At 67.5% G+C, this 12,524-nt stretch carries 7 protein-coding genes; 2 read left to right on the top strand and 5 right to left on the bottom strand.

The genetic code is table 11. The features are described 5' to 3' along the window. The 5 genes from IBX53_RS11785 to IBX53_RS11765 all read right to left on the bottom strand — a co-directional run. Positions 1-1,915: retention module-containing protein (locus tag IBX53_RS11785; RefSeq protein WP_290909431.1), on the bottom strand; the 1,915-nt coding region annotated here is incomplete at its 3' end. Positions 1,916-2,084: 169 nt separating this feature from the next. Beyond that, on the bottom strand, positions 2,085-2,711 hold the full coding sequence (locus tag IBX53_RS11780; protein ID WP_290909428.1) for a response regulator transcription factor: 627 nt from the start codon (positions 2,709-2,711) through the stop codon (positions 2,085-2,087). Next, on the bottom strand, positions 2,712-4,148 hold the full coding sequence (locus IBX53_RS11775; RefSeq protein ID WP_290909426.1) for an HlyD family type I secretion periplasmic adaptor subunit: 1,437 nt from the start codon (positions 4,146-4,148) through the stop codon (positions 2,712-2,714). Further along, a complete protein-coding gene (locus tag IBX53_RS11770; protein ID WP_290909425.1) occupies positions 4,148-6,322 on the bottom strand; it encodes a type I secretion system permease/ATPase in 2,175 nt (724 codons plus the stop codon). The genes IBX53_RS11775 and IBX53_RS11770 overlap by 1 nt, the downstream gene beginning before the upstream one ends. An 84-nt stretch (positions 6,323-6,406) precedes the next feature. Next, complete coding sequence (locus tag IBX53_RS11765; protein WP_290909423.1) at positions 6,407-8,419, bottom strand: TolC family outer membrane protein; 2,013 nt, start codon at positions 8,417-8,419, stop codon at positions 6,407-6,409. A gap of 473 nt (positions 8,420-8,892) precedes the next feature. Between IBX53_RS11765 and IBX53_RS11760 the strand changes: the two genes are divergently transcribed. Together IBX53_RS11760 and IBX53_RS11755 are read left to right on the top strand one after the other, a co-directional pair. Further along, positions 8,893-9,174, top strand: coding sequence for a hypothetical protein (locus IBX53_RS11760; RefSeq protein ID WP_290909421.1), 282 nt, complete (start codon positions 8,893-8,895; stop codon positions 9,172-9,174). Positions 9,175-9,419: 245 nt separating this feature from the next. After that, the coding region (locus IBX53_RS11755; protein ID WP_290909418.1) for a transglycosylase domain-containing protein at positions 9,420-12,524 on the top strand (3,105 nt) is incomplete at its 3' end.

Here is a 12,524-nt window from a genome sequence, read left to right as displayed (position 1 = left end):
CACCCTCTACCAGATGCAGGTAGACGTCAGCACCACCGCTGGTGATGGCGTTGCCGTCGCTATCCAGCGCCACGCTGCCAGTTGCCGCTTCCGCCAGCACCAGGCTGTAGCTCCAGGTCTTGGCGCCGCTCTCCGCCGCACCATCACCGCCATACACCGCCTCCTCCAGAGTGAAGAAGTCACGCAGTGTGGCGCTATCAGTGCCCAGACCCGCATCGGTGGTCAGCAGGGCATCCAGTTCTGCCGCGGCGCTGACCTCTACACTCGGGCCGTCATCCAGAATCTCCACCGTCAGCGTGGCGCTGGCGGTGTCGCCATCGTTGTCGGTCACGCTGACCGCGAAGTCCTGGAACAGCTCGGTGTCGTCATCCGGCTGCTCGTGGAACTTGTTGCTGTTGAGCGTGTAGCTGTAATCCACCTTGTAGGTGCCGCCACCGTTGTCGGTGTAGGCAGTGATCGCCAGCTCGTTGCCAGCTTCGGTGGTAATGCTGGGCAGGCTCTGCAGCACGCCGTCCTGGACGACGAACTCGCCGCCCACGCTCAGGTTGGCGACGCCATCCAGGGCGGTGATGGTGAAGCTGCCGGTCTGCACCAGGGCATCGAGATTAGTCATGGAGCCGTCGGGCAGGTTGGCTTCGTCCACCGTGACATCGGGGCCTTCGGCCGTGAGACCGTTGATGATAACTGGGGCATCGGCGATGGCGATGGTCAGGGTGGCGGTATCGCTGTCCCCGTCGGCATCGGTCAGGGTGTAGGTGAAGACGTCATCCACCCCACCCGGGGTGCCTTCCCCGCGAACGTAGCTGAAGCTGCCGTCGGCTTCGATGGTCAGCACGCCGTACTCGCCGGCCACCTCGACCGAGCCATCCGCCGGCACGGCAGTGCCATTGACCTCGGTGACCCTTGCGGTGTCTGCGCCCTCGACATCGTTGACCAGCAGGTTGCCGGAGTCGACGACACTCTCGCCTGCCGCCAGGCTCGCGCTGTCATCAACTGCCGTTGGAACGTCATCCAGCACCGCGATGGTCAGGTTGGCCGTGGCAGAGTCGCCATCGGTGTCCACCGCGTTGACCACGAAGACCTGGCTGAGGGAGCTGTCGTCACCGGGCGCGGAGTGGTCCTTGGCGCCGTTCAGGGTGTAGCTGTACTCGACGGTATAGGTGCCGTCGCCGTTGTCGGTGTAACCGGTAATCGCCAGCACGTTGCCTGCATCGGTGGTGATGCTGGGCAGGCTCTGCAGCACGCCATCCTGGACGATGAAGGCGCCGCCCACGCTCAGGGTGGCGATGCCGTCCGGCGCGCTGACGACGAAGCTGCCGGTCTGGACGAGGGCGCCCGAATCGGGGTTCGAACCGTTGGCCAGGTTGGCCTCGTCCACAGTCAGGTCGGCGCCGTCGAGGGTCAGCCCGCTGATGCTGACACCGAAGTCCTCATCGAGCACCTCAGGCACATCCTCCGGGAAGTCGATCCCAGCAAGCTGGCCACCCTCGAAGTTGAAAGCAAGCGGATTCACATCCTCAGCGATGCGTCCCAGCATCACGAAGCTGTGGCCACCGTCGGCGCCACCACCGGGCCCGGCGCCGGCCGCGGTCGCATCGAGTGCTTCGAGCAGGTCGCCTTCGCCTTCGTCGATGGCGGTGAGCAGGGCCTCGAGATCCTCATCCAGGGCACTGAACTCGGAGGCAGCGACCGGCTGCTCGGCGTCGAGCTCAGGCGTCATGACCACCTGCTGGCCGCCGTCGATCAGGGTCGGGTCGAGCCCATCGCCGAAGTCCAGCTGAACCCGGGCGTTGTCGGCGGTAACGAGGGTCTCGCCTTCCTGCAGGGTGTCGCCTACGCGGAGTTCGCGAAGGTTGCCATCGGCGTCCCGCGCCCAGGCCTGACCGATAATGGAGATGACGGTTGCGATGGTCATGATAAGACTCCCTGCATGATGATCTTGGTGTTATGACGACGAGACGGCGCAGTGCCGACTGATACTTTCAAGTTAGGCGCGGAATGAGGCAGCGAGTATTGGACCGATGGACAGGCAGATCAGGGGATTGATCTACGGCAAGGATGCCAAGGTCGACAGGAGGGACTATTCAATCCTCTCCCGCGTTCACCAGCGATTGGCTCAACCTCGACAGGCGCAACACGAGTTGCATGCGGTCGCGCACGCCGAGCTTCTGGAATACCGCCCCGAGGTGCGCCTTCACGGTGCGCTCGGTGATCCCGAGGGTGCGCGCGACTTCCTTGTTGCTCTGCCCCTCGAGCACGGCCAGCGTCACTGCCCGCTCCCGCTCGGTCAACGCCTGCAGCTCCTCCGCCTGGGAGTGGGCCTGGCCACCAAGCGCGCGGAAGGTCCCGCCCACCACCCGGGCCATCAGCTCGGGCGGGACCCAGATCCCCTGGTTCATGATCACCAGCTGTGCCTGACGCAGCAGCTCGGGCGGCGAGAGCGCATGCACATAGCCTCGCGCGCCGCTTTCCAGGGCCTTGAAGGCCTCGGCAGCGCTGGGGGAATGGGTCATCACCCCGACCGCCGCACCGCGCCGATGCAGATCGGCCACCAGCGGCTGCCAGCCCTCGCCGTCGACCATGACCCACACGCAGTCGCCGCGTACCAGCCGGGCGTTGATCTCCCGGGGGGAGATCAGCTGGGCATCGCTGAAGGCCACACGCCAGCGGGGAATCTCGTCATGCCCCTGACTGATGAAATAGATCGCCATCTATCGCTCTCCCAATGAGTCGCTCCAGGCCCGCAGCACGGGCTTGAGCATGAACTGCATGACGGTGCGCTTGCCGGTCATGATGTCGACCTGGGCGGTCATGCCGGGAATCACGGCAAGCTGCTGGTTGACCTCCTCGCCGTCCAGGGCACGCACCCGCACCAGATAGAAGGTGTTGTCGTTGTCATCGGTGATGGTGTCGGCACTGATGTGGTCGAGCTCGGCCTGCAGCCCGCCGTAGATGGCGAAGTCGTAGGCGGTGAGCTTGATCGTGGCCGGCTGCCCGGGGCGCAGGAAGGCGATGTCCTGGGGGGCGATGCGCGCCTCGACCAGCAGCTGGTCGTCGCTGGGCACGATCTCGACCACCTCCTGGCCCTGCTGGGCCACGCCGCCGATGGTGTTGATGTTGAGCCGCTGCACCACGCCGTCCACCGGCGAGCGCACCTCGGCCAGCCGCACCCGGTCCTGCAGGCCGGCGCTGGACTCGTCCAGGGCGGAGAGATCGCCCATGACCTGGGCCAGGTCGTTGCGCCAGTCGCTGCGCCGCTCGATGCCGAGCTCGTTGAGCTGGTTGCGGGCCTCTTCCACGGCAGACTCCAGCCGGGAGACCGAGGCTGCCGCCTGGTCACGTTCGCCGGTGGCCCGCGACACCTCCCGCTGCAGCCTCAGGATGTCGACCTCGGAGACCGCTCCGGACTGCAGCAGCGGCCGGGTCAGGTTGAGCTCCTGGCTGGTCATGTTGGCCTCGCGCTGGGCAGTATCACGACGTGCTCGCGCCTCGCGCAGCTCCTCCTGGCGCTGGCGGATCCGGTCGCGCAGGATGTTCTCCTGTTCGCGCAGCTCCTCGCGGCGACTCTCGTAGACCTCGCGCTCCTGGGCCACGATGCCGGGCGCCTCGGCTCGCAGATTCTCCGAGGGGTCGAAGGGGGTGTCGGTGATCAGCGCCCGCAGCCGCTCTGCCCGGGCCTGCAGCGACAGCGCCTGGGCGCGGTTCTCGCGGAAGCTCGACACGAAGCGGGTCGGGTCGATGCGCATCAGCACCTGCCCGGCCTCCACCAGCTGCCCCTCGCGCACCAGGATCTCCTGGACCACGCCACCGTCGAATGTCTGCACCCGCTGCAGCTGGCTGGAGGGAATCACCCGACCGGCGCCGCGGGTCACCTCGTCGATGGCCGCAAACCAGGACCACACCAGCAGCGCCCCCACGGTGAGCAGCACCACATAGAGGAAGGCGCGGGCGCGGATGGGATCCTGCTGCATGCGCGCCCAGTCGGCGTCGCTGGCCCAGTCGCGGTTGAGGTGCGCCGCGGTGACGCGCTTCGCGAAGAGGCGATCCATGAAGGGGCGGAAGACCTTGCCGCCGCCCTCGGAGAAGCGCCCGATCGCCTCGAAGCCGCGCTGCTCGGCGCTGCGGGTGTCCTTGCTCTTGCCGGCCATCAGCGCGCCCTCCCGATCTGGCCCTTGCGCAGGGCCTCCACCACCTTGTCCCGCGGCCCGTCGGCGACCACCTTGCCGCCGTCGATCACGATGATGCGATCCACCAGCGACAGCAGCGAGGTGCGGTGGGTCACCACGATCATCGTCTTGGCCCGGGCAAACGTCTGGAGATCGCTCTTGAAGGCCTCCTCGCTGGCGTGATCCATGGCACTGCTCGGCTCGTCGAGCAGCAGGATCTGCGGGTCGTTGACCAGAGCGCGGGCGATGGCTACCGCCTGGCGCTGGCCACCGGAGAGCGCCTGGCCACGCTCTCCCACCTGCAGGTCCACCCCCTGGGGGTGGGCGTTGACCAGGCTCTCCAGCCCGCTGAGCTTGATCGCTCGCAGCAGCGATTCATCATCGACACCCTCGCTGCCGCCGCCGGCGACGATGTTCTCGCGCAGAGTCCCGAAGAACAGGCTGACATCCTGAGGCACGTAGCCGATCTGGCGACGCAACTGGATGGGATCGAACTGGCGCAGGTCGACCCCGTCGATCATCACCGCTCCGGCACTGGGCTGGTACAGCCCGAGGATCAGCTTGTTGAGGGTGGTCTTGCCGCAGCCGACCCGGCCCAGCAGCGCCACCTTCTCGCCGGCGTCGATCTTCAGTGTCACGTCGCGCAGGGCCTCACGCTCCTCCTCCGGGTAGCGCAGGGTGACCTTATCGAAGGCGATCTCGCCGCGGATCGCCGGACGGCTGACGAAGGCCTTGCCCTCGGGGCGCTCCACCGGACGCTCCATCACGCCGTTGAGCGACTGCAGCGCAGTGGAGGACTGGTGATACTGGGCCAGCAGCGCCGCCGCCTGGCTGACCGGCGCCATGGCCCGTGAGGAGAGCAGGTAGGCGGCGATCAGCCCGCCCTGGGTCAGGCTGCCGTCCATGATCAGGTAGACCCCGATGATGATCACGCACACCGCCACCGAGTGCTGGGCCCACAGCGCCACGCTCGAGACCGAGGAGCTGACCAGCCGCAGTTGGGCGGAGGTTCGCGAAAGAAAGGCCGAGGCCTTTTCCCAGACACCCTGGATGCGGCTCTCGGCACGCAGCGCCTTGACCGTCTCGAGTTGTGAGACCGACTCCACCAGGGTGGCATTGCGCTGGGCGCTGACCCGCCAGGTGGTCTCGGAGAGCTCGTGCAGCTTGCCCTGGGCCGCCAGGGCGTAGAGCAGCACCACGACGATCCCCACCAGCACCGGGATCACCAGGGGCGGGCCGATCAGCGCGATGATGGCGGCGAACATCAGCACGAAGGGCAGGTCCACCAGGGCCACCACCGTGGCCGAGCCGATGAAGCCGCGCACCGACTCATAGGACTGCAAGGTGGCGGCGAAGGAGCCGGTGGAGGCCGGCTTCGCCTCCATGCGAAGCCCCAGCACCCGGGCCATCAGGCTCGATGAGAGCTTGACGTCGGCGCGGCTCGCGGCCAGGTCGACGAAGGCGTTGCGCATCAGGCGGAGCGCCAGGTCGAAGCAGAGCACGATAAAGATGCCCGCCGCCAGCACCCACAGCGTTTCGGTGGCGTGGTTGGGCACCACGCGGTCGTAGACGTTGAGCACGAACAGCGGCATCGCCACCGCAAAGAGGTTGATCATCACCGAGCCGGCGATGACGTCGCGATAGAGCTTTCGGTTCTCGCGGATCACGCCCCAGAACCAGTGGCGGTTGCGCTGCCTGTTTACCTCGGGCCCGCGAGCATCGAAGTGAAAGCGCGGCCGCACGTAGATCGCCTGGCCGCTGTAGCTGGCCTGCAGGCCGTCGAGGCTCACCTCGCTGACCGCATCGCCCAGTTCCGGAAAGATCACCTGGGCGCGGCGGGCCTTGATGTCCAGCGCCACCAGCACACAGGCGCGTCCCGGCTCCAGCAGCAGCACCGCCGGGAACAGAGAAGGATTGAGCTGCACCAGGCGGCTCTTGACCAGGCGTGCCGTCATGCCTGCCCGAGCCGCTGCCCGAGGGAAGATGCCCGGGGTGAGGCGGCCCTCCTCCAGCGGCAGGCCGGCGGTCAGGGTCTCGGCGGTGGTGGTCTGGTCGTGCAGGGTGGCGACACTCTGCAGGCACTCGAGCAGTTCATCGCGTACCGCAGAACGGGAGCCCGGTGCCTCCGGGGGATCCAGGGATTCTCTCTGGCTCACGAACACCTCATGAATGGGAAAACCCCGTCGGCACAGTGCCGACGGGGCTGCAGGCTAAAGGAGAGGTGCAAACCCCGCATCCGGCTAGCGGCCAGCGAACTGGCCCGGCAACGGCACGACGAAGGCGTCCACCTCGGCATAGAGGTTGACGCTGGGCTGCGCCATCGGCTCCGACCAGGCCTGCGACACCGGGTCGCTGCCGGCGGCCAGCGCCTGAGGCTGCGTCTCGACCGGCGCAAAGCCCAGGTCCAGGTTCTCTCCCACCCGCTCCAGGGTCACCTCGACGCGACGGTTCTGGCGCCGACCATCAACGGTATTATTCGTTGCCACCGGCCGTCGGGAGCCATAGCCGCGGGTCTGGATCAGACCAGGCTCCACGCCCTGGCTGACCAGGTAGTCGGCCACGCTGTCGGCACGCCGCTGGGAGAGCGGGTCGTTGATAGCATCATTGCCGGTGGTGTCGGCGTGGCCGGCGATGAAGACCCGCTCGAGGTTGCTCATGCCACGGATCTGCTGGGCCAGCTGGGAAAGTTCGCCCCGTGCCCGGGCGGAGAGTTCGGCGCTGTTGATGGCGAAGAGGGCATCGGCCGAGAGGGTGATGTCCGGTGCCCGGGCCGGGGCCTCGATCCCCCCGGTGAAGTCGGCCAGGGTGAAGCCCAGGGGGCCATCGGCGGGGCAGACCACATCGGGATTGATCGCCACGCCGTCGCTGCCCATCTCGGCAAGGGTCGGCATGTCGTCACGCACCACGCCCAGGGTCGGCATCAGCTGTCCCATGGCGGCCAGAGTCCGGGCGTCTGCCAGGGTCACATCATATTGGGCATTGACGAAGGCGCGGCTGGCCTCGAAGAACTCGTTCTCGCTGTCCAGCACGTCGAGCAGGGTCCTTGCGCCGATATCGAACTGCTGCTGGTAGGCACCGCGGACCCGGTCGATGGACTGGCGATGCTGATTCAGGTACTGCATCTGCTCGCGCAGGCGGCGGGTGTCGTTGTAGGCGATCTGGGTGGTCTGGCGGATGTTGTGACACACCACCTCGCGCTGGTTGATCGACTGCTCGACGCGATCACTGGCGGCCCGGAAGGAGGCCAGGTCGCTGCCGCCGCGATAGAGGTTCATGCTCGCCACCAGCTCGATGCTGTGGCGGTCGCGACGACCCAGCGGGTCGAAGCTGCCGTCGCTGCTGTCGTAGGTGCCAGCACGACCGCGCAGGTCCAGGCGCGGCTGGAAGCCGGCCCGGGTGCCCTGCTGGGCGGCGCGGCTCGATTCGATGTTCTCGATGGCGGCGTGGAACTCGGGGTTGCCCTGGAAGGCCAGGTTCACCGCCTCGGCCACGCTGGGCGGCAGGCGATTGTCGAGCTGGGGCGCCGGCGCCAGGTTCTCGGCGGGCAGCTGGCCGACGATACGCTGGTAGCGGGCGGTGACGTCGTGCAGGTTGGAGGCCTCGGTCATCAGGTTGGATTCGGCCAGGGCCAGGCGGCCGCTGATCTGCTCCAGGTCGACACCTCGCCCGGCGCCGGACTGCACCCGCTCCTCGATCTGGTTGAAGACGCGCAGGTGATCGGCGTAGTTGTCCTGGGCCAGGCGCACCAGCTCACGGTAGCGGCTCACATCCAGGTAGGCCCGGGAGGCCTCCAGGGCCACATTCTCGCTGGCCCCGAGCAGTTCGTAGTAGCGGACCAGCTTGCCACGATCCAGGCGCTCCACCTCGCTGCGGGTGGCGAAGCCGTCCCAGATCATCTGGGTCAGGGTCAGCTCGGCAAAGGAGGTCTCATAGCTACCGCTGGTATTAGGATCGCCCTCGCGATACTCCCGCCCAATACCGGCAGCGGCATCGATGCTCGGCAGGTAGTTGCCGCGGGCCACGCCCATGTCGTTGCCGGCGGCACGCAGACCGTTCCAGGCCGCATGCACCTCGGGGTTGGTGGCGAGCGCCTGGCGCACCACCTCGGTCATGTCGGTGGCGCCCGGCCGGGCGAGCCCCGGGGGCAGGCTCTGGGCCACGGCGGCTGCCAGCGGCAGCAGCGTCAGGGCGGAGCCGACAACGGCGGCGCCGGCAAGACGGCGGTAACGGGTAATTTCGGTAGCGCGTGTCATGGTGGTTCCCTTTTGCATGATCCCCGGGCGCTGACCGTGGCCCCTACCCGGCAGGAAGTGATTGTTTGATTTTTTGGCCGCATTGCCGACGTGGCTCCTCCCCGCCGGAATGACGCATTCCTTTACCGTTCCCTTTCTTCCGGAAACATCGCATTACCAGAATGCTAGTTTATCCATAAGGAAAGAGTCAGCACTTTCGACTGACGGCGGTATTATTTGTTACCCAGTGTAACGGAGGTTTCCCGTTTGTCCACTCAGCCCGGTTCGGGAATGCAAGGAAATCAACCTCACTTGATGTAGGCCAAGGATTACACGCCCGCTCCCTGTTGAACCTTCATGCCGGCGGTCCGCCTCACCCGACAGGGTGCTGCCTTGCCCGACCCGACTCTCTGCCGCCCACCTCTCTTGCGAATCGGGTAAACGTGATATTGTCTCGCCACTGCGGCACGGCAACGTTACCCAAGGAGAAGGCCATGTCCTCATCGCAAATCCAGAAGACCCGCGTCATCAACGAACTCCGCGGTTTCATCAAGAAACTGCTGCAGGACCCCAGGATCCTCGAGCAGTCCCTGGAGATCGCTCGTCGCCATCTGCCCGAGGGCGGCAGCAGTGCGGTGATGGCGCGCATCGCCAATGACATTTCGGACACCACCAGCGTGCATATCCCGGAGGATCCCGCTGAACACTCCGAAGCCGACCGCCTCTTCCTGGAACTGCTCAAGGAGGTGGTGGACGAGGAGCAGGCGCTCTACTGACCGTTCCTGCACTGCCCCTCGGCATCGACGCCTCGATCAGCATCACCCCCGACTGACGCCTCCCCCGACGCCCGGCCCTGCCGGGCGTCTCCGATTGACAGCTCGAGTGCGCCTGCTCCTCGTCCACCTCGCCGGCTATCGGAACGCCGCCCCACGATAGTTACATTTCGCTACACAATCCCCGGAATGCTTCTATCCTCAAGGAAGAGGCACGGACCGGTATCGGGCCCAGGGGGAGGTAATACATGAGCAGCCAGAACACCCGGGAGCCGCTACTCGATGATGGCTGGCCTCGGCCGCCGGGCGTCGGGCTGTCGGCTGAGCCGCCGCCCCGACGGCGCCGCATCGGTCTCTGGCTGCTGCTGTTCTTTGCGCTGGTGGCATGTGCCCTGGCCACCCTGCTGGTGGCCGAGGCGCGCAGCTCGCGCTTCCAGTCCCAGGAGCTCTCCCGCTACGCCGCCACCCTGACCTGGACGATCGCCCCGGGGCGCGGCGAGCGACTGATCGCCCCCACCCATGGCCCCTTCGACGAGCGGCTCGGCTATACCCGACTGCCGGCCTTCCAGTCCCGGCTGGTCGAACGCGACTTCCTGGTGGAGCGCCAGGCGCGCTTCTCGCCCGCGCTGATGGACTACGTCGGACACGGCTTCTTCCCCCCCTATGGCGAGAAGACCCGCGCCGGCCTGACCCTCGAGAGCTGCACCGGCGATACCCTCTATGCCTACCGCCAACCCGGGCACCACTTCCCCCACTTCGCGGCGATCCCGCCGCTGGTGCTGGAGATGCTGCTGTTCATAGAGAACCGCCAGCTCCTCGACGCCAACGCCCCCAACGCCAACCCGGCAGTGGACTGGCCGCGTTTCGCCCGAGCCGCCCTCTCCCAGGCCAGCCGTGCCCTGGACGTCTCGGACCAGTCCGCCGGCGGCAGCACCCTGGCCACCCAGATCGAGAAGTACCGCCACTCCCCCGGTGGGCGCACCGACACCCCCATGGAGAAGCTGCGTCAGATGGCCTCGGCCAGTGTGCGCGGCTACCGCCACGGACCCGAGACCCTCACCGCCCGCCAGGATATCGCCCTGGACTATCTCAACAGCGTGCCACTGGCTGCCGCCCCCGGCCACGGCGAGGTCCACGGCCTGGCCGACGGCCTCTGGGTGTGGTTCGGCGCCGACCCCGACAAGACCAACCGCCTGCTGGTGCCCGACTTCAACGGGCCCGATGCTCTGGCGCGCCGGGGCCTGGCGGTGCGTCAGGTGCTCGCGCTGATGATCGCCCAGCGTCGCCCCTCCTGGTATCTGCGGGGCGGCCGCGAGGCACTGGAGCGCGTGACCGACAGCTACCTGCGGCTGCTCGCCAATGAAGGCGTGCTGGCCTCCGAGCTGCGCGATGCTGCCCTGGCCCAGCGTCTCGTCTTCCGTGACTTCCAGGCCGCACCGGTGGCCCATCGGGTGCCTCGCGACAAGGGGCTGCAGGTGGCCCGTACCCGCCTGGCGGGCATGCTCGACATCTCGCTCCACGAGCTTGACCGCCTGGACGTCACCGCACGCACCACCCTGCATCCCGACCTGCAGGGCGAAGTCACCGACTACCTGCATCGGCTCGTCGACCCCGACGTGGCGGGCGAGATCGGCCTGTTCGGCGAGCGCCTGCTCTCCCCGGAGAAGACCGCCGAGGTGCGCTACAGCTTTACCCTCTTCGAGCGTAGCGAGGAGGGGTTCCGGGTGCGCGTACAGACCGACAACAGCGGGCAGCCCTTCGACATCAACGAGGGCAGCAAGCTGGAGCTCGGCTCCACCGCCAAGCTGCGCGTGCTTGCCACCTACCTGGAGGTGATCGCCGAGTTGCATGGCCGACACGCAGGGGCACCGGCCGAGATGCTGCGGCAGATTCCAGTGGACAGACAGGATCATCTCAGCCGCTGGGTGATCGAACGGCTGATCGCCACGCCGGACCTGCCCCTCGACGAATTGCTGGCCCAGGCCATGCAGCGCCGCTACTCGGCCAGCCCCCACGAGGCCTTCTTCACTGGTGGTGGGCGCCACACCTTCAGCAACTTCCGCCGCGAGGACAACGGTCGCAACCCCACCCTCGAGGAGGCGATGCGCGAATCCCTCAACCTGCCCTTCATCCGCCTGATGCGCGATCTGGTGAACTACAGCATCCACCACAACGAGAGTCGCCGGCAGCTGCTGGAGGACGACGCCGATCCGCGCCGCCTGGACTACCTCTCGAGCTTCGCCGACCGCGAGGGCCGGGTGTTCCTGCAGCGCTTCTGGCGCAAGTATCAGGCCCTGCCGCCCGAGGAGCGCCTGGAGGCCTTTCTGGGCGGACTGCGTCCCGGCGCCCGCCGGCTGGCGGCGGTCTACCGCTACCTCTACCCGGAGGCGGATCCCATCGGCTTCACCGCCTTCATCGCCGAGCGGCTGGGGGGCCGCGATGCCGGTGTTCGGCCCAGCGCGCTGTTCGAGGGCAGCGACCCCAGCGCCCTCACCCTCTCCGACCAAGGCTATATCGCCGGGGTCCACCCGCTTGAGCTGTGGCTGATGGGTTTCCTCCAGGACCAGCCCGAGGCCAGCTACGCCGATGCCGAGGCGGCCAGCCGCGAGGCGCGCCAGGAGGTCTACGGCTGGCTGCTGCGCACCCGCCACCGCAGCGCCCGCGACACCCGCATTCGCACCATGCTCGAAGTCGAGGCCTTCCTCGACATCCACCAGCGCTGGGCGCAGCTCGGCTATCCCTTCGACCACCTGGTGCCGTCGCTGGCCACCGCCGTGGGCAGCTCGGGAGATCGCCCCGCCGCACTGGCGGAGCTGATGGGCATCATCCTCAACAACGGGGTGCGCCTGCCCACCCTGCGCATCGACGACCTGCACCTGGCCGAGGGCACTCCCTACGAGACCCGCTTCCTGCCCGACCACAGCCGCGCCCGCCAGGTGATGGCGCCGGAGGTGGCCGCAGTGCTGCGCCAGACACTCTCCCAGGTGGTGGAGGGCGGCACCGCCCGCCGCCTGCAGGGCAGCTTCCTGGGGGAAGACGGCACCCCGTTGACCCTGGGCGGCAAGACCGGCACCGGCAACAACCGCTTCGAGACCGTCACCCGCTCCGGCCAGGTGGTGCACTCCGAGGCGCGCAACCGCACCGCCACCTTCGTCTTCTACCTGGGCGACGACCACTTCGGCACCCTCACCGCCTACGTGGCCGGCACCGACTCCGACCGCTTCCGCTTCACCTCGGCCCTCCCGGTGCAGGTGCTCAAGGGTATGGAACCGATCCTGCGCCCCTATCTCGCCCCCGGCACCCGCACCCAGTGCCAGCCGCCCCGCGACCACGACATGCTGATGGCCGACTCC

It is taken from the genome of Halomonas sp. (genome assembly GCF_014859505.1).
Lineage (GTDB): Bacteria > Pseudomonadota > Gammaproteobacteria > Pseudomonadales > Halomonadaceae > Halomonas.
Note: the sequence above shows the minus strand (reverse complement) of the source record. Positions and strands in the feature narration are given on the sequence as shown.

Coding starts and splice junctions, on each gene's coding strand:
- IBX53_RS11780 (WP_290909428.1), bottom strand. CDS start 2,711: ATGGCGATCTATTTCATCAGTCAGGGGCATGACGAGATTCCCCGCTGG.
- IBX53_RS11775 (WP_290909426.1), bottom strand. CDS start 4,148: ATGGCCGGCAAGAGCAAGGACACCCGCAGCGCCGAGCAGCGCGGCTTC.
- IBX53_RS11765 (WP_290909423.1), bottom strand. CDS start 8,419: ATGACACGCGCTACCGAAATTACCCGTTACCGCCGTCTTGCCGGCGCC.
- IBX53_RS11760 (WP_290909421.1), top strand. CDS start 8,893: ATGTCCTCATCGCAAATCCAGAAGACCCGCGTCATCAACGAACTCCGC.